General features: G+C 65.8%; 15 protein-coding genes. All 15 read right to left on the reverse strand.

The genetic code is table 11. From position 1 onward, the window contains the following. Window positions 1–11 precede the first annotated feature (11 nt). A complete protein-coding gene (locus ACWPOC_RS00810; RefSeq protein ID WP_183070607.1) occupies window positions 12–1,637 on the reverse strand; it encodes an FAD-dependent oxidoreductase in 1,626 nt (541 codons plus the stop codon). After that, on the reverse strand, window positions 1,622–3,112 hold the full coding sequence (locus ACWPOC_RS00815; RefSeq protein ID WP_120280788.1) for an FAD-dependent oxidoreductase: 1,491 nt from the start codon (window positions 3,110–3,112) through the stop codon (window positions 1,622–1,624). The genes ACWPOC_RS00810 and ACWPOC_RS00815 overlap by 16 nt, the downstream gene beginning before the upstream one ends. A gap of 19 nt (window positions 3,113–3,131) precedes the next feature. After that, on the reverse strand, window positions 3,132–3,443 hold the full coding sequence (locus tag ACWPOC_RS00820) for a hypothetical protein (RefSeq protein WP_120280789.1): 312 nt from the start codon (window positions 3,441–3,443) through the stop codon (window positions 3,132–3,134). Between the two features lie 11 nt (window positions 3,444–3,454). Beyond that, the gene (locus ACWPOC_RS00825; RefSeq protein ID WP_183070608.1) at window positions 3,455–4,336 is read right to left on the reverse strand and encodes an alpha/beta fold hydrolase; all 882 of its coding nucleotides are present in this window, start codon (window positions 4,334–4,336) and stop codon (window positions 3,455–3,457) included. A 29-nt stretch (window positions 4,337–4,365) separates the two neighbouring features. Then, entirely contained in the window at window positions 4,366–6,084 is a 1,719-nt protein-coding gene (locus ACWPOC_RS00830) for a CocE/NonD family hydrolase (RefSeq protein ID WP_120280790.1), read from the reverse strand. A gap of 105 nt (window positions 6,085–6,189) precedes the next feature. Beyond that, window positions 6,190–6,972 carry an SDR family NAD(P)-dependent oxidoreductase gene (locus ACWPOC_RS00835; protein ID WP_225623672.1) on the reverse strand — a complete coding sequence of 261 codons (783 nt, stop codon included), beginning with the start codon at window positions 6,970–6,972 and terminating at the stop codon, window positions 6,190–6,192. Continuing rightward, window positions 6,969–8,051: a phosphotransferase family protein gene (locus ACWPOC_RS00840; protein WP_230791854.1), complete on the reverse strand. Its 1,083-nt coding sequence runs from the start codon at window positions 8,049–8,051 to the stop codon at window positions 6,969–6,971. Before ACWPOC_RS00840 ends, ACWPOC_RS00835 begins: the two co-directional genes overlap by 4 nt. Then, window positions 8,048–9,598, reverse strand: a complete 1,551-nt coding sequence (locus tag ACWPOC_RS00845; protein WP_455407847.1) for an FAD-dependent oxidoreductase — start codon at window positions 9,596–9,598, stop codon at window positions 8,048–8,050. The genes ACWPOC_RS00840 and ACWPOC_RS00845 overlap by 4 nt, the downstream gene beginning before the upstream one ends. Further along, complete coding sequence (locus ACWPOC_RS00850; RefSeq protein ID WP_120280793.1) at window positions 9,595–10,470, reverse strand: VOC family protein; 876 nt, start codon at window positions 10,468–10,470, stop codon at window positions 9,595–9,597. The genes ACWPOC_RS00845 and ACWPOC_RS00850 overlap by 4 nt, the downstream gene beginning before the upstream one ends. Window positions 10,471–10,483: 13 nt before the next feature. Then, window positions 10,484–11,707 carry an amidohydrolase family protein gene (locus tag ACWPOC_RS00855; RefSeq protein ID WP_120280794.1) on the reverse strand — a complete coding sequence of 408 codons (1,224 nt, stop codon included), beginning with the start codon at window positions 11,705–11,707 and terminating at the stop codon, window positions 10,484–10,486. Between the two features lie 16 nt (window positions 11,708–11,723). After that, window positions 11,724–12,872 (reverse strand): 3-hydroxy-9,10-secoandrosta-1,3,5(10)-triene-9,17-dione monooxygenase oxygenase subunit, encoded by a 1,149-nt coding sequence (gene hsaA, locus ACWPOC_RS00860; RefSeq protein WP_455407848.1) that lies wholly within the window; start codon window positions 12,870–12,872, stop codon window positions 11,724–11,726. 221 nt (window positions 12,873–13,093) lie between these two features. Then, window positions 13,094–13,885, reverse strand: coding sequence for a FadR/GntR family transcriptional regulator (locus ACWPOC_RS00865; RefSeq protein WP_120280796.1), 792 nt, complete (start codon window positions 13,883–13,885; stop codon window positions 13,094–13,096). Window positions 13,886–13,922: 37 nt separating this feature from the next. Next, the gene (locus ACWPOC_RS00870; protein ID WP_455407849.1) at window positions 13,923–16,193 is read right to left on the reverse strand and encodes a CaiB/BaiF CoA transferase family protein; all 2,271 of its coding nucleotides are present in this window, start codon (window positions 16,191–16,193) and stop codon (window positions 13,923–13,925) included. 15 nt (window positions 16,194–16,208) lie between these two features. Continuing rightward, the gene (locus tag ACWPOC_RS00875) at window positions 16,209–17,375 is read right to left on the reverse strand and encodes an amidohydrolase family protein (RefSeq protein ID WP_120280798.1); all 1,167 of its coding nucleotides are present in this window, start codon (window positions 17,373–17,375) and stop codon (window positions 16,209–16,211) included. A 44-nt stretch (window positions 17,376–17,419) separates the two neighbouring features. Further along, a complete protein-coding gene (locus tag ACWPOC_RS00880) occupies window positions 17,420–18,655 on the reverse strand; it encodes a CaiB/BaiF CoA transferase family protein (protein WP_455407850.1) in 1,236 nt (411 codons plus the stop codon). Window positions 18,656–18,659: the final 4 nt, after the last annotated feature.

Here is an 18,659-nt window from a genome sequence, read left to right on the forward strand (position 1 = left end):
CGACTTCGCTCTCAGGAACCCCAACGTCTCGATGCTGCCGCGGCACTTCGGCCGGCAAGAAATCCGAAGGTCATTGCTACAGCGATCGGAGAACCACCGGACGGGTAGAGGTGTCCGAAGACACCGGCTGCCACGGTTCCTGCAGCGAACAGTCCCGGAATCGGGACACCCTCGTGTCGAAGTACTTCGCCACACGAGTTGATTCGAGGACCACCGGTGGTGGTGAGTGTTCCTGGATGAAGGCGGAGCGCGTAGTAGGGCGCCGTCTCGACCGGGGCCAGGGCGCGCCGGCCGAACGTCGGGTCCGTCCCCTGCTTCGCGAAGTCGTTGTACTCCGCGACCGTTGCCGTCAAGGCTGTGGCGTCGACGCCGATCCGCTGCGCGAGTGCGTCGAGATCGCTCGAAGGGTGCAGCCAGTCCGGGTCGGGCCCACCGGGGGCAGCGGACAGCACCGCGATCCGGGAACGGGCAGTGGAATCGAAGATCAGCCACGAGGCACCGAGATTGGGGAGCCCGGGCCCTCGCGTGTCGTGATTGCCGAAGACCTTCGGAAAGTCGTTGTAGCGGGTGTGTTCGTTCACGAACCGCTCACCGTGAGCATCGACGATCAGCGAGGCCGCATGGGTGCGGATCGGCAGGCCCGCCTGGGCAACCGGTTCGCCCGCCTCGGTCAGCGCCGGGTCGTATGCGACGACCGTGCCGAAATACGACCGCATGTTCGCCACCGACGCGCCGGCCTCGAGCACCATTTTCAGTCCGTCGCCGGTGTTGGTGGATGCACTGACGGGCACGACGTCGTATCCGATGAAGCCGCGCACCGATTCGGAATCCCACTCGAAACCGCCGCTGGCCAGGACGACAGCCTGCCGCGCACCGAGGTCGACGCCGCAGGATCGCACGCCGACCACGTCGTCCCCCGCGATGATCAGTCCGTCGACAGGGCTGGAGGCGCGGACGACCACCCCGCGATCCAGAAGTCCCCGCAGCAGTCGTGCCACCAGTGCGACGCCCTTGACGCGCACGTCGGCGGCCGTGCGCCGCGCGATCTCCGCCGCCAGTTCGTCGGGGTCCTGCCGAGTGCGTTCCTCGGCGTGAGTCGTTCTCTCCCCCAAGATGTTCAGGGTGGACCGCACCGGTAGAGCATCGGCATGGTCGGGCAGCTCGTCCCGAACGGGAAACGGCAGTGCCTCGACCGCGCGGCCACCCGACGTTCGTCCCGGTATCTCCTCGAGGTGCAGGTAGTAGTCGGGGAAGCCCGGGATCGCCGCCATCTTCAGTGGCGTGTGCTGTTCCAGATAGTCCAGCATCTGCGGCGCCGTATCGACGAAGACGTCGATCAGTTCCGGGTCCGGCACGTCGTCACCGGCCAGGGCCTTGATGTAGGCGAGGGCATCGGCCCGGGAGTCGGTACCGCCCAATTCGCCGACGTGACCGTTGGCCGGGATCCACGCCGCTCCTCCCGACAGCGCGGTGGTTCCCCCCAATCGGGCGCTCTTCTCGAGCAGCAGCACGGAGGCGCCTCCGTCGGCGGCCATGGTGGCCGCGACCAGACCCGCCGCACCACTTCCTACGACGACGACGTCGAACACTTCCTGCCACGGATGGGTCGCGGCATCGTCGATCAGTCGGTTGCGCACGAGACGGTCTCCTTCGCCGAAATCCGTGGTTGCGCAAGGGCGACGGATGCCCCGGCGCGTCGTCCGAAGAAAGTGCAGTCGCCCAGCGATGCACCACTGACATATCCGGTGGCCGGGATACCCGACGTGATGCGACCGGCCGCGTAGAGCCCGGGCACGGGCGCACCGTCGTGGTCGAGCACCGTCCCGTCCGGGGTGGTCTTCAATCCGCCGAGCGTGAAGGTGCGGAATCGTCCGCTCGCGTCGATCGCCGCGAACGGTGATCGCAGGGGCGCGAGCCAACGCGGCGACTTTCCGAAGCGTTCGTCGTGCCCGGTTTCGGCGGCGCGGTTGTAGGCGGCCACGGTGTCGGCGAGGGCGCCGGCCGGCAGACCTGTTTCCTCGGCGAGTTCCTCGATGGTTTCGGCGACGAATCCGGGTTGGACAGGACCGCGGAATTCCTCTGCGGCGTCGAAGATCTCCTCGTCGAGGATCAACCACACCCGTCCGTCCTGACGGAACAGTCCGTGCTGTCCGACGCGGCCGAGATAGGCGTCCTCGTTGATGAAGCGCTGCCCCGAAGCGTTGACGAGTACGCCCGGTTTGACCAGAGCCGGCGGTACCGAGAACGCGGCTTCACCGGCGTCCATGCGCACCGTCGCCGCGCCCACTGCCATGGCCGCGCGGAGAACCGATCCGTCGTTGTCCTCCACGCCCAGCTTGTCGGTGCCGACCAGCGCGGGCGCGTGATCGGCGAGCAACCGTTCGTCGTAGATGAACCCACCGGCGGTGAGAACGACCCCGCGACGGGCCGCCAGCAACAGGTCCTTACCGAACCGGCGGGCGAGGACCCCCACCACCGCTCCGTCGTCGTCGACGACGAGCCGTCGCACCCGGGTGTTGTTGCTCTGCTCGACACCGAGTTCGGTGGCGCGACGCGCGAGCACCTCCATCAACAGGAAGCCTCCGGCGCTGCCGTGCCGCGACGCCGACGGCGCAGCAGGGCAGTGACCGCGAGGTGCCGGTTTCGCGAGGCCGGCGAAGGGCGCGGCGTCCTCGCCTCCGGAGAACATCAGGCCGTCGTCGTTCCACGGTTCGGCAGTGGGAGCCGACCAGAAGGACGGCTTGAACGGCACACCGCAGTCGACGAGCCAGTCGTAGTGCGCCACACTGCCTTCGCAGTAGATCCGCACCTTCTCCTCGTCGGCGTGCGGCCCGCAGGCCGCCATGAGGAAACGGGCCATCTCCTCGGGCGAGTCCTCGAATCCGCAGGCCTGTTGCAGGGCTGTGCCACCGCCGAGATAGATCAGGCCGCCGGACATCGCCGAGGTGCCGCCGGGTTCACCGGCGGCTTCCAGGGCGAGAACCTCGGCCCCCGAGACGCGGGCCTCGATCGCAGCCGAGACACCGGCGGCACCGCATCCGACGACGATGACGTCGACCTGCCGGTCCCACTCGGTGATCTCGGATGCCTTCAGAGCTGCGAAGTCGTTCACCGGACTCCTCGTGGTCGGGTCAGTCGGACGAAGGCAGCGGCTGCGGGGGACGTTCGGGCAGAACCCGATCCCCGAGACTCAGAGAGCCCGGTCCCGCCGAGGTGCACACGACCTCCAGGCCGGTCTCCTCGTCCCAGTACCGCTTCCCGATGATCGTGCCCTGGTCGTAGCCTGCGGCGGGGCCCGGACGCGAGTCCACGTCGGTGCCGGCGGCCACCATCGCGGTGCCACCGCATTTCAGGTCGATATCGGAGGACGGTCCCTTGACCACCACGATCGACGTTGCACATACCGCGCTGACGTAGCGCTGGCCGGATCGAACTTGCATCATCTACCTCCGTTTCACGCCACGGACGTGGCGACTGGGCGGGTCAGGAACTCCATGACCACGCGCTCGAACTGCTCGCGCTTCTCCGTCATCGCCCAGTGACCGCAGCCCGAGAAGACGTGCAGTTCCACTTCGCGCATCTGACGCAACGGAAGCCACGCCATCTCGAGCGGGGTCACGCGGTCGTCGCGGCCCCAGGTGATCAGCGTCGGCGCAGCGATCTTCGGCACCTGCGCCCACAACGGGATCTCTTCGGTGGGGCGCTTGCTCTTGCCGCCGACGTGCGAGAAGAACAGGCGCAGCCATTCGATGGCGCCGGGTTCGGTGGCGTTGCGCCAGCGTTCCTCGATCAGTTCCTCGGTGATGAACGCCTTGTCGCTGACCATCGTCTTCATCCACGCCACCAACTTCTCGCGGGTGGGGTCCTGGGCGAATTCGACGAGGCGGCCGAGCCCCTCCGGCGGGGACGGCGACAGGATCGCCGCGCCGACGCCGCCCGGTCCCATCAGAACGAGCTTGCCGAGACGGTCGGGATGGTCGAGAGCGAAACGTGCTGCGACGCTGCCGCCCATCGAGTTACCGAGGACGTGCGCCTTCTCGATTCCCAGTTCGTCGAGCAGGGCCGCGATAGCATCCGACGAAATCCGATGGTAGGGGCGGTCCATCTCGGGACGAGGGCTCGCGCCGAAGCCGGGCTGGTCGGGAATGATCGTCCGGAAGTGTTGCGAGAACAAGGGCAGGTTCGCACCGAAGTTGCCCCACCCCGAGACACCGGGGCCCGAGCCGTGCAGCATGACGAAGGCTTCACCCTCGCCGGCGATGTGGTAGCTCAGCGGGGTGGGGCCGTCGAAGGTGCGCCGGGTTCCCTCGCGGGTGATGTCTACCGTGTCCAGCATCTGGTCTCCTATCGAGGTGGGCGGGAAGTTCAGGAAGCAGTAGGGGCTGCGTCGACGATGGGAAGCAGCACCGCCGAGGCCGCAACTCCCCCGCACCGAACGGTCTGGGTGCGCACGGCGCCGTCGATCCCCCCGACGATGGGGTGACGTGGCGAGGAGCTACCGGCGATGTGCACCCGGATGCGGTGCCCGGCCCGGAACCGCTGGGCGGTCGCGCCGAGGCTGATCCGTATCGGAGCCTCTGCCGTGGCTGCACCTGCCCGAACGTGCAGGTAGCCGTCGCAGACGTTGTAACTGCGACCGTCCGGGTGGACGTCGCTGACGGTGATCGAGTAGTCGGCATCGACCGCGCTGCCGTCCACCCACAGTTCGGCGTCGACCCAGCCGATGACGTCGAGGTCCTCGGTCAGTTCGGGGCCGGTGAAGACGAGCACGTCGTCCCTCTGCTGCACCTCGGTCTGTTCGATCGGTCCGGCCGGGCAGACCGCCTCCGGGGTCATGTGGGCGCCACCGGAGGTGGGCACGGGGTCGGTGGGATCGTGCTGCCAGCTGTCGGCGACTTCCCGCTCGGGTGCATCCCACGACAGCGTCCCGTCCTGTCGGGCGGCGGTACCGTTGCCGACGAGATGCAGGCGACGCGTCTGCGCCTCTGCCGGGGGCCACTGCGAGTAGTTGCGCCAAGCGTTCTCACCCATCATGAACAACCGGACCCGCTCGGGGTACGGCCATGTCGCGGGTTCGCCTGCCAGAGCGCTGCGGAAGAATCCGATCTGGAGGTTGTCCATGTCGAACATCGCGCTCGTCCCGAAGTAGAGATCGCCGATTTTCAACTGGCCGAGCGTACTTCCTCGGGGAACGCGGTGCGCCCACGGGCCCATCAGCAGGAACTGCTGGTCGCGTACGGATTCGGGGGCTCGGCTCGTCATTCCCTCGAAGTTGCGGAGCGTCCCCACGTGCGCCTGGTCGTACCAGGAGCTCAGGTGAAGGACCGGTACGGAGACGTTCGGGTACGACGATTCCACCGAGAGCGAGGTCCAGACCTCGGAGGTGGGATCGTCGGCGGCGGCCCAGTCGAAGAAGAACGGCGCGATGTCTCCCAGGACCGTCTCGCGCAACTTCTCGATCGGTGCGGTCCTGGCCCAGGGTGCCAGGTCGTTGACCGCTTCGCGGGCCTCCCGCGCTGCGGACGGGCGCAGCTCGCCACGCTTGATCATCCGGTGAGCGATTCCTCCGCCCAGCGCGTTGAGCGAAACACCCAGCAGCGCGCCGAGTTCGAAGGCGCCGCCGCGGTAGCTGCGTCCCTCGAAGTAGTCGCTGCTGGCCTGGAAGGGTGCCAGTGCCATCAGTCCTTCGGGGGATCGCTTGGCAGCCTGCCAGGCGGCCGCGGCCATGTACGAACTGCCGTACATGCCGATGGCACCGTTGCACCAGGGTTGCGCTCGCACCCACGCCACCGCGTCTTCACCGTCCTGGGCTTCGGCGGTGAAGGGGTAGAAGTCGCCGTCGGAGCGCCCGCGTCCCCGGACGTCCTGCACCACGACTGCGAAACCGGCGGAAGCGGCTTTGATCGGGTCGAGCACGACCCACAGGCCGGGGTTGAAGTCCTTGCTGTACGGCGTGCGCTGCAGCAGCGTCGGGAAGGGTCCTTCGCCGGCGGGTCGATAGAGATCGGCTCGCAGGATCGTGCCGTCTCGCATCGGCACTTCGACGTTCCGCTGAACGATCAATTCCGCAGTGTGCGTTCCCATGTGAGGAAACATAAAAGTCGAAAGGCCGTGCCGACAGAGGTCTGTGCCGGGGGATGGGACCGGATTCTGCTACCGACCGCATCCCCCGGGCACCGTGTCCTTCGGTCAGACGTAGCCGCCGTCGAGACGCATCACTGCTCCCGTGGCGAAGCTCGATGCGTCGCTGGCGTAATACAGTGCTGCGCCGATGATCTCCTCCGGCCGGCCGCCGCGTTGCAGTGCCATGGTCCGCTGTGCGCGTTCTTCGAATTCCTCCATGTCCCATGCCTCGGATACCTCGGTCAGGAACGGGCCGCACAGGATCGCGTTGACCCGAACCTCCGGGCCGAAGGCATGGGCGAGGCCTTCGGTGATCGCGTTCAGTCCTGCCTTCGCAGCCGCATACGGAAGAGCGTGCGGACGCGGCTTGATCGACTGGGTGGAGGTGATGTTGATGATCGAACCACCGCGGCCTTCGGCCATCCTGGTCCCGGCCAGCACCGAGAGCCGGAACGGGCCTCGCAGGTTGACGCCGATCACCTTGTCGAACAGCGCCGCCTCGACCTTGTCGAGGCTCGGATACAACGGCGAGAGCCCGGCATTGTTGACCAGCACATCGAGTTGGCCGTACCGCTCGTGCACCGCGTCCATCAGGTCGTCGCATTGCGACCAGTCGCTCACGTTGCAGGCATAGGCACCGGCGTCGACGCCGTAGGTGTTGCGCAGTTCCGCCGCGGTTTCCTCACAGGCCTCGATCTTGCGGCTGGCCACGATCACGTTCGCGCCCCGTGCCGCGAAGGCGTGTGCCATCTGCAGGCCCAGGCCGCGGCTGCCCCCGGTGATCAGCACCGCCTTGTCGCGAACGTCGAACAACGGGTCGGTCTGTACGGGTGAGGAGGTCGTGGTCACGAGACGATTCTTTCTGCGCGGCGGAACAGGGCTTGGCTCATCCGGTGGAGTCGGGCGCCAACGGCCGGGTCGGCCAGTCCCGCGCACGAACGAGCGTGGGTTCCTTCGAGGATGACGCCGATCTTGAAGCAGGCGAGCACGATGTACCAGTCCACCGCGCTCACGTCGAGAGTGCTGGTGGCCCGGTACCTGTTCACGAGTTCGTCGGCGAGGGGCAGACCTTCGGTCCGGTAGATGGGGCCGGCGGTCCCGATGGGTTCCTCGGCCGACGGCCAGGTCGCGAGGAATCGGCCCAGGTCGAGTAGCGGATCGCCGATGGTTGCCATCTCCCAGTCCACCACGGCCAGGACACGTGCATCGTCCTCGGAGAAGATGAGATTGGCGAGGTGGTAGTCACCGTGCATGATGCCGGGTCGGAAGAATGCGGGCCGGTTCTCCCCGAGCCAGGTCACGATGCGGTCGAGTCCCGGGAGTTCGACGCCCTCGTAACCGTCCAGTGCGCTGAACGACTCGAGTTCCCGCAACCATCGAGGCACCTGGCGTTCCAGAAATCCTTCCGGTTTACCGAACTCTTCGAGGCCCACACTCCGGTGGTCCAGATTGCCCATCGTCGCGAGCACGTCCATCGCATGGAAGGCGAGATCGCGCCTGAGGTCACGGGAATCGGCGAAACGTGGAGGAACGACGACGGCCGGATTGAACCCGTCGACCATGTCCATGACGTAGAAGACCCATCCGGTGACATTGTCGTCGGTACATGCGGCGACCAGGCCGGCATGGGGAACGTCGGTGCCATTCAGCGCCCGGAGGATCTCGATCTCTCGCAGCAGCACCGAATTGCTGCTCTTGCGCAGATGCAGCGGTGGGCGACGAAGGACGAGGTCGCGACCCGCATGGGAGTAACGGATGAGGATGTTCTGGGTGCCACCGGCGAGTACTTCGACGCGACTGTCCTCGTCCGGTCCGATACCACGCTCGCGGAGCCAGTCGGCGAGCCGATCCCAGTCGGCCAGACGCGGATCCTGGTCTTCACTCGAGAATCCCGCGGTGTCGGGCGACGGCAGTCCGGTCCGGCTCATGCCGCCATCCTGTTCACCATGTGTCGGGCCGCGAGATAGCCGAAGACCATGGACGAACCGATCGGGGCGCCGGGACCCGGATAGCAGGAACCCGTCCACGACGCCATGATATTTCCGGCGGCGTACAGACCCGTGATCGGCTCGCCCGATTCGTCGAGTACGCGAGCATGCGGGTCGGCGCGTAGCCCGCCTTTGGTACCCAGATCGCTGAGCACCATCGGCAAGGCGTAGAACGGCCCCTTTTCCAGTGGGGAGAGTGCAGGGTTCGGGTACACGTCGGGATCGCCGAAGAACGCATCGAACGCATTGTTGCCGCGACCGAACTCCTCGTCGATACCGGTTTCGGCGAATTTGTTGAACCGCTCCACGGTCTCGACGAAATTGTCCGCGGGTATCCCCAAGGAACTTGCGAGCTTTTCGAGCGTGTCTTCGCGATACGCGAAGCCACCCGCAAGCCACTCTTCCGGAACCGGCGCACGGGGCGGCACACCATTGAGACCGTAACGGTCCACGTACGACTGATCGACAATGAACCAGGCGGGCAATGTCAAGGTGCCGTCGAGCACGCCGGCGCGAAACGCCCGCCCGATCCGGTCGTAGGGTAGCGATTCATTGCAGAAGCGACGTCCGTCCTGATTGACGACGATCGAGCCAGGGTGTCCACGTTCCCGGACACGGAAGGACGGACCGAGCGGAGTGTGAAAGGCCGGTGTCCACCAGGCTTCGTGCAGCAACTCGGCCCCGGCACCGATACGTCGGGCCTCGGCGAGAACTTCACCGGTACTGCCCGGAGCGCCCATCTGCCATCCCGGCTCGACCGGATGCCCCTCGCGCTTACGCATCTCGATGTCATGGTCGAAACCGCCCGCTGCCAACAGAACCCCGGCACGCGCACGTACGCGCATGTCACCGTCGCGTCCGCCCAGGCGTGCACCGACGACCGTGCCCTCCCGGGTTTCGAGCTCGAGCAAGGGCGACTCGAGTTCGATCCGAACACCGGCACGCATACAAGCCTGGATGAGGCGGCCCAGCAGGACACGTCCCCCTTCGACCGTCTTGCCGATCTTGTGGCCACCGCGGATCAGCGGAAGTTCCGGTCGGATCATCCGCATCACACCACTCAACGCGAAGGCAGGTAGCGGCTTCGGGAAGATTGCGCGTCCTTGCGGCTTGTACCCCGGGGCGTCGGGGTAATAGTCGGGGAAGGCTCGCCAGTAGAAATCCAGAGAGCGATCCTGCAGGAGGAAGTCGATCATCTCCGGCGCGGCATCGAGATACGCTTCGCGCAGGTCGGCGAAACCGGTGTCATCGGTTGTCGCGGCGACATACGCATCGACTTCCTCCCGGCTATCTGCGAAGGCCGCGGCGGAAACCTTGTTCAGTGGTAACCACAATCCGGCTCCGGCGTAAGCGGCTGTACCGCCGAGGTACTCGGTCTTCTCCGCGAGAATCACGTCGAGTCCGAGGGTCGCGGCGGTGAGAGCGCCTGTGAGTGCGCCCGCACCGCCGCCGACCACGAGGACATCGCACTCGAGCGACGATGTCATGCACTTACCTTTCTGTGCCCCCAGTAGCTGGTGGCAGTGGTTTCGTAGGTCGGTGTCCCGGGTTCGATCAGGCGCCCTTCGCATCCGACCTCGACGGTGAAACCATCGGGGGTCGTCGAATAGAACGAGACCATCCCGTCGTTGCTGTGCCGGCCCAACGAAAGGCGCTGCGGGATACCGGAGTCGAGTGCGCGGTCGTACGCACGGCCGACGTCGTCGATCGAACCGACCTCCACCATGAAGTGGATCAACTGCGCGGGCGCCGGCCGTTTCATCAGCGCCACCGTGTGATGGCGACGGTTGCAGCCGAGGAAGGTGATCCGCTCGTCACCCCGTCTACCATCCGGCCCCATCGCACGCATGGTGTTGCGGTCGACGAAGCCGAGAACGTCCCGGTAGAACGTCAAGGCGTCATCGGCCTCGGGGCCGCCGAAGACGACGTGGCCCATTCCGAGATCACCGGTGACGAACTCGCGCACATGACGGGTTTCGAGCGGATCGTGCACCAGCGAGGGCCCACTGTACAGCTCGAGCGGCATTCCGAACGGGTCCTTCACCAGCCGCACATCACGCACTCTGCGGGCGTCGCATTCCGCGGAGGTCCCGCTCCGGACCTCGAATCCGCGGCTCGTCAGATCGGCGGCGAGAAGGTCGAGCACCCCGCGGTTTTCCACTTCGAAACCGATACCGGCGACAGCGCTCGCATCTCCGGGAACGATCTCCAGGCGAGCAGCGTGCTCGTCCATCCGGAAGGCGACCCCGCCCTGGGGAGACCGTTGCGCGGTCATCCCCAGGACGTCGGTCCCGAAGCGAGTCCACGCGTCGACGTCGACCGAAGTGAGACGGAGATAGCCGAGCGAGTGGATCGTCATCGATATTTCCTTGTCACCGCGCGAGGGTCTGCATGGCGTCCTGGAACCACTCGCAGTCACGCGGGTAGTCCTCGGAGGCCAGCGGAACCCTCAGTTCCTCGACACTGGGACCGACCCGCTCGGCGATCTTGTCGAGCGCAGCGAGATCGAACCCGTAGAGGTTGGCGCAGGTCTCGCCGAGCAGACGGCGGGCGTCTGCCTCTTCCACGTCGGCCAGCGCGACACGGAGGTGCTCGCGGGTGTAAGGCGCGGTGCCCTCACGGTGCGGGTAGTCGCTGCCCCACATCACGTTTCCGGGACCGAGGCCGAGGGCCGGCTGAACCTCGCCGGGTCGGATGGTGCTGGCACCGACGAAGCAGTTGCGGGCGAAGTACTCGCTCGGGCGCAGCGTCAGCTTGTCGAACGCCTGCTTGACGAACATCTCCAACCACGGCCGATCGGAGACTGCGGAGAACTGCACCTCGAGCTTGTGCAGCGTCTCGAGGACCCACTTGACGCCTTGCTCGGTCATCGAGAACTTCAGGTTCGGGAACTTCTCGAAGACACCGCCGATGAGCATGTGCGAGAGGGTGCGGTTGGTGAACAGACCGAACTCGTAGAGCATGACGGCCGACGTGGCCGGGTCCTCCGGGTACTCGGGCTCACCGGAACCGGAGTGGGTGCCGACGACGAGACCGGTCTCCTCGACTGCGCGCCAGACCGGGTCGTAGTGACCGGTGTAGTGCGGAAGGACGGTCGGGTGGTTCGGCGGGCTGGCGGGGATGACCACGCCACCGATGACGCCGGTCTCGGCCGCCCAGTAGATCTCCTTGACCGCGTCCTCGACCTGGTGCGGGAACACCTGGATCATGCCGCGACGCTGGACCGGGAGCTCCTTGCAGAAGTCGACGAGCCAGCGGTTGTGCGCCTGGATGCCGGCCCAGCGGCGGTCGTACTGCTCCTGCGTGGTGGGCAGCGGCACCACGTTGACGATCGACGGGAAGAAGGGCGGGATGGTGTTCGGGAAGATCACCTCGCCGACGACGCCGTCCTCTTCCATCTGCTTGCGGCGAAGTTCACTGTCCCAGTTGCGGGCGGCGGTGTCGTTGACCAGGTCGTCCCAGGGGCTCGAGTATGCCTTGGCCCACTCGTCGAACTCTTCGTGCCAGCTCGAGGCGAGGTACTGCTTGTATTCCCACAGATCTGCGCCGGCATGGGTGTCGGCCGAAACGATGGTGTAGTTCTTCTTGGTGCTCATGACTTGTCCTTCTTGCTCAGACGATCGATTCGCTCGGGCCCAGCCCCATGGCGTTGTGCGCCCAGCTGTGCAGGGTTCGTTCGTTCGTATTGATGGTGTGATGCTTGGCCGTGTGCGCGTCCCGCCAGAAACGGGCCATAGGGTGGTCTTCGCGGATCACCGCGGCACCCTGGCGGTCGTAGATGTCGTCGATGGCGGCAACACACCGAACGGTGCCGAGCACTTGATCCCGGCGTGCCGTGGAACGCTGGTCGGTTGTAGGGGTTCCACCCGCCATCAACGTGTCGTAGATGCCACCGATGTTGCCGAGCAACTGCCGCCGGCACGCATCGACGATGCTCGCGGCTCCGCCGAGAGCGGCCACCGAGTAAGGGTCGGCGTCGAGCATCTTGCCGTGTGCCCGGCTGACACGAGTGCCCTGGTACTCCAGCGCGAGGTCGATGAGGCCCTTCGCCATACCGATGACGGGGCTGGTGATTGCACTGGGAAACAGTGTCGTGAACGGCATGCCGAACAGCGGTGAGGTGTTGAGCGCGCGTCCCGGTGCGTCGTTGGTGTAGACCTGCGTCTTGGTCAGTGCCCGGTGATCCGGGACGAAGGCACCGTCGATGACGATGTCGTTACTGCCGGTGCCACGCAGACCCACTGTGTGCCAGACATCCTCGACGACGTAGTCGGTTCGCGGCACGACCACGTTGTAGGTGGTCGGCGGGCCGTCCTCCTGCATCTCGAGAGCTCCGAGGATGGCCCATCGGCAATGGTCGCTACCCGAGGAGAAGCTCCATCGACCTGTGAGCTCGAATCCGCCGGTCACTCGCGTCAATTTGCCGCCGGGCATGTAGGACGAACTGGTCCAGGTGTCCTGGTTCTCTCCCCAGATTTCCTGCTGGAGCTTCTCGTCGTAAAGGCCGAGCTGCCAGTTGTGTACACCGACAACGCCGGTCACCCATGCGGTGGAACCGCAACGCTCGGCAATCGCAAGCACTGCTTCGTAGAACGCTACCGGGCTTGCTTCGTATCCACCGAATGCCTTGGGCTGCAGCAGACGCATCACACCGCTGTTCGCGATCTCCTTCACCGTGGCGTCCGGGAGACGACGCTCGGCATCGGCCTGAGCGGTACGCTCGCCGATCCCGGGAAGCATGTCTTCTACGGCCTCCAGCACGGTGGTTACCGCAGCCTCGTGACCGACTCCTGAACCTGGATGCGGGTCGCCTCGTCTTGGCATCTTTCCTCCTCTGTTCCGGGCTGCGCGATAGTTGGACCCTAGGCGCAGGAGGGAAGGTTGCAGGAGGGGAAAGTGCCATTGGATGAGATCCGGTTCACAGGAGTTCCGAGATCTTCCCGGTCACCGAATTCGGTTATGCAGCAATGGAAGGTCGCGGGTCAGACCCATTCGATGACGGAGTCGAGAGCCATCGCGTAGTGCGTCTCGACGTACTCGGCGAGATCGGCCATGTGCTTGACCATCAGTTCCTCGGCACGCGTTCCGTCGCCGGCGGCCACGGCCTCCGCGATGGCCCGATGCTCGGCGAGGATCTCGGGACGATCCGCCGGTTCCGTACTGGGGCCTTCCGCGCGGATGAATTCCCGATAGATCTGGCAGACAGCGCGTGCGAACAGGCTCAGCACCGGGTTCGCCACCGAGTAACTGGCGATCAGGTCGTGGAATTCGTGTGCTTGCGCACGAAAGATGGCCCCGGGTTCCGGGTTTCGGCTCGTGATGTCGAGCAGAGCCCGGCGGACTTCCGGGGCGCTGTCGGTTGCCAGCTCGCGCACCAGTATCGGCTCGAGTGCCTGCCGCGCGCCGATGATGTGGCGGTAGGTGACGCCCATGATCTGGCAGTAGAGGCGGATGACCGAGCTGAACTCCGCGCCGTCGCGATCGTTGACGACCGGTCCACCGTTGGGTCCGGGCCGGACCTTGATCAATCCGATCGATTCGAGCATGCGCAGAGCTTCGCGGACCGAGGCGTATCCCACCCCGTAGTGCTCGGCCATGGAAGCCACCGCGGGAAGCCGGTCGCCGGCGCCGAGACCCGACTCCACGATGTCGGCCACCACCTGACGCGCGGTGTACTCCGACATCTTCTGCGGGCGGCGCAGGGAGGGTACGGGACTCGATTCGCTGCGTACCGGCTTCCGCGTGGTGGGCTTGTTCGCCTCTTCGGCAGGCATCTCTCTCCTCTGATCGCATGCGCGACCAGGGTGGGAGTCAGGCCTGCAGAGAGTCGAGTACCTCTGCGGTGTGCTGTCCGAGGGTGGGTCCGGGGCCGGTCTTCCGACCGGGCGTCTCGGACAACCTCACGGTCAAGCCCACTTCCCTGATGTAACCCCAGTCCGCGTGCTCTAGGTGTTCGAAGACGTGACCCGATTCCACCGCCCATTCCTGCCAGAAGAATTCCGGCATATAGGGTGTGTCCCGCGCCACTTCGTTGGCAATACTATGCGAGTCGAGCCATTCGGTCGCGGAGGTCGTGTCCAAACCGGACAGGTGGGTCTCCAGGGCCGCACCGAGTGCTTCTTCGCCGTTCGGGCCGCCGGTATCGGCGCCCACCGAGTGCAGTGCGTCGCGCAGGCGATCCTGCGCGCGCTGCCCGACCGCTGCGACGCAGACCCAGCCGTCGCTCGTCTCGAAGAGCCGGTAGGTCGGCGAGAGCCCCAGCTGGTGTGCGTCGAGACGAGCCGTATCCAGCGGCTTGTGATCGCCGTCGGTCATGTGCTCGCTGACCGCGAAGAGGCTGGCGTGCAACTGCGGGGCCAGGATGAACTGGCCTTCTCCGGTGCGGGCGCGGTGTTCGAGCGCCATCAGGATGCCGGTGGCTCCCAGGAATCCGCCGTAGTAGTCCTCGCTCGCTCGCGCCCGGCGCACGGGCTTGTTGCCGGCTCCGGAGGCAACGTACATGAGTCCGGTCAGTGCCGAGAGCAGCGGGGCGAAGCTCTTTTCCATCGCCCACGGTCCGTCGGCGCCCCAGCCGGGCTGGTAGCAGTAGATGAGGTCGGGCTTGATCTTGCGCAGTGTCTCGTAATCGACGCCGAGCTTCTCGGCCTTGCCGGGACGCTGGTTGTGGACGACGACGTCGGCGGTGTCTAGCAGACGCAGGAAGTGACTCTTGCCTTCCTCGGTCGTGAGATCGAGGACGATGGCGCGCTTGCCTCGCTGGCAGGCCTCGAACGGGTCGGGCAGCGAGCGCATCGTATCGCCGATGGGCGGTTCGATCTTGATGACGTCCGCGCCCAGATCCGACAGATACTTCGCGCCGTAGGCAGCAGCCATGAACTGGCTGAGATCGAGGATGCGCAGGCCCGTCAGCGGATGATCGAGGTCTCGGCCCGACTCGGCCGCCTTCGGTTCGAGACCGAGCAGCTCGGACAATTTCTCCTGGTGCTGCCCGACCGCCGGGGCGGGTTCGGGAAGTTCGGGGGCGGCGGTCGAGAACTTGATCACCGGCGCGACCTGCCGCAGTGTTCCGTGTTCGTCGTCGGGCATGTCCATGACGAGGCCGGCGTGCCGCACCTGCTCGTGTTCGAGGATCTCGCCGGGACGCAGCACGGGGACGACCGCCACGTCACGAGCGCGCAGCAACTCGAGCCATTCGTCGCGAGGACGTGTCTTCCAGATCTGCGGCACCTCCTGCCGGGCGATCCGGAACTCCTCTTCGTTCAGCGGCACCGCCATCTCGACCTTGCCGGTCACCGTCTGGAAGTGCTCACCCACCCCCAGTACCTCCATGGCGGCCTTGAAGGCTCCGTTGCCGCCGGTGTGGATCATGAGGTACTCGCCGTCACCGCACTCGAACAGGTCGATGAGCACGCGGCGATGACCGAAGTGGCCTTTTTCCTCGGTGTCGAGGTAGGACTCGTCCTTCGAGGTGAACCACCAGTTCATCGGTGCCTGCCCGAGCACACCGTCGAGGATGGAGACGTCGACGCGTTGTCCTCGTCCGGTCACGCGACGGGCGCGCAGGCCGGCGAGAATGCCGATCGCTCCGAGGAATCCGGTGGTGTACCCGATGCTGGGGTGCCCCAAGAAGATCGGACCCTTCCGGTGCCCGGGCTGCTCGGCCATGAATCCCATCCGGGCGGCGACCAGCGCTTCGTAACCGGGCCGGTCCTGCCACGGCCCGGACCGGCCGTATGCCGTGGTGGACAGGTGGAGCAACCTCGGGTTGAGGACACGAAGGTCCTCGTAGTCGAGGCCGAGCTCCTTGCTCCGTGCGACACCGTAGGACTCGATGAAGACATCGGCGCGACGCAGCAGTTGCCGCAGAGTCTCGGCGTCGTCGGAATTTTCGGGATCGAGCACGATGCTCCACTTGCCGCGATCCCACATCTTGCGTTCCGGGGCGGTGGCGTCGATACCACCGCCCGGCCGCTCGACCTTCACGACATGCGCGCCATAGTCAGCCAACAGCAGCGAGGTTATGGAGGAGGGCATCCCCCATGAAGCATCGATGACGAGCAGTCCGTCGAGCGGCCCGGGCATGTGAGTACTCCCCTCTTACTTCGAAACCAAGGTCGGAATATGGGCTTCGCGAGCCCATTCCGGGATTTCCGGGACCTTCCAGTTGAACATCTTCTCGGCGTTCTTGTAGAGGATCATCTCCGCTTCGTCGTCGGGGATGTCCGCGAAGAGTTCCTCCACCTTCGGCTGAGTTTCGTCCCAGATGCAGTTGGCGTGCGGGTAGTCGCACTCCCAGAAGATCTTGTCGAGACCGATCTCGTGGCGGTTGGCCAGGCCGTACGGCTCGTCGATCATGCAGAACCACATGTTGCGCTTGCAGATCTGCGACGGCGTCAGGCTCTGGTCCAGGTCGCCCCAGTACTTGTGAAGACCGTACTGGCGATCGGCACGCTCGAGAGTGACCGGCACCCAGCCGATTCCACCCTCGGAGTACACGAGCTTGATCTTCGGGTACTTACGAGCCACCGGGCCGTACATCATGCCGACAGCGTGGGTGATGGTCTGCGTCATGCTCAGTGCGATCTCGAGCGCCGCCGAGGACTCCGGCGGGCGGTACGCCTTCCAGCCACTGGACGCGATGTGCATGCAGACGGGAATGCCTTCGGATTCGCAGATTTCCCAGATCGGGTTCCAGTAGTCCGAGTAGTAGGACGGCAGGCCGAGGTTGCTGGTCTCCTCGGGGATGGTGATCGCCCGGAAGCCGCGCTCGAGGTTGCGCTTGATCTCCTTGACGGCAGCTTCGATGTCCCAGAGCTGGATGATCGCCATCGGCACATACATCTCGGGTGCGACGAGGTGCCAGTCGTACATGAAGTCGTTCCAGGCCTTCACGCAGTAGTCTGCGAGTTCCTTGTCCTGGAAGTTGATGAACAGGGCACCACCGAAGCGCGGAAGGGTCGGGAAGCTCAGGCTCGACATGATGCCGGCCCGCTCGAAGTCCGTCTTACGAGCAGCCGCGTCGTAGCAACCCGGGATCATGTCCTCGAATCGCATCGGCTCCCGGCCCCACTCCTCCTGCGGCTTGCCCGCAACGGCGTTGAGACCCAGGTAGGTGTGGCGAGTGTCCTCGTACATCCAGTACTCGGCACCGTTCTCGTCCTCGAGAACACGTGGGGCGCGGTCCTTGAACCGCGCGGGTACCCGCGAAGTCCAGGTGTCGCGCGGTTCGACGATATGATCGTCGACGCTGAACAATTTGCGCATTGACCTTCCTTCTTCCTTCATTGATTGCGGAACCGATTGGCTCGTCAGCTATGTGAGGCCGCGAGTTCCGTTGCCAGGTCGTGTAGTCCGAGGTCGATGAGGACATCGACGGTGTCGGCTCCGAGTTCCGGAGCCGCAGTGAGGCCCGCTCCGCGCTGTCGACGGCGAACGGCCATCTCCTCGCTTCCGGGATGATCGCCGTCCACGGGAACGACCGCCACCGGAGTCAACGGAACGGTGTACGTCGCGTCGGGCAGCGACACCGGAACGCTCACTCCGAGATGATGAGCATGATCGGTGGCGACCGCTTCGCGGACGGTGCGGACCATCGCGGCGGGAACTCCCGCCTCGGTGAACATCTTCTCCCAGACGTGCGCGGAGCGGGCACCCAGAGCAGCTGCGATCACGGCTGTTTCGTCGTCGCGACCGGCACCGTAGTCGGCTCCGCGTTCCCACGAACCGACGGTCCGGTAGGACTCGGGCAGGCCCACGATGTCGACGAAGCGTTCCCAGTACTTGCGTTCGATGGGGCAGATGAGCAGGACCCGTCCGTCGCCACAGGGGTACATCCGGTAGCGCGAACCCATCGCCTGGAAGGAGGGGCGCGACGGCAGGTCGTTCAGGCCGGCCTGCGCCTCGCGCCACATCCAGGACAGCGCCGCCTCCCAGATGGAAACGGTGACGACCTGACCGGATGCGCCACGTAGGCGCCGGAGCAGGGCTGCCTGGATGCCCAGGGCCGCCCAGATGCCTGCGAGAGCGGTGCCGTGTGCCTGGTACGACGCGGGCACACGGGGCATTCCGTCGTGCCATTCGACCTCGACCAGTCCGGCCATGACGTCGGGCTGGAGGCCGTGGGCCGGCATCGCGGCCCAGGGACCGTCGTCGCCGTATCCCGTCACAGAGCAGTACACGAGGTCGGGATTGGCAGCCAGCAGCGTCTCGGCGTCCACGCCCCGCTTGCGGGCATCTTCGGGTCGGGCACCGACGATCACCACGTCGGCCCACCGGGCCAGGGCCGCCACGGCGGTCGGCCAGGTAGCGGAGCGCCGGTCGAGTGCGATGCTGCGCGTGCCGGCGTTGAGTGCGTGATGCACGTCGGATGTTCCCGCGAAGGGATTGCCGACCTGCCGGTTGCCGTCGCCGCCCCGCGGATTTTCGACCTTGACCACGTCGGCGCCGAAGTGGACCAGTGCCCGGCTCGCCATCGGACCACTGAAGTGGGTGGAGAAGTCGACGACGCGCGGCCAGCCGCGGCCCGAGGGGTTCGAGTGTGTCACGGAT

The sequence above is a fragment of the Rhodococcus sp. 5G237 genome (assembly GCF_053764735.1).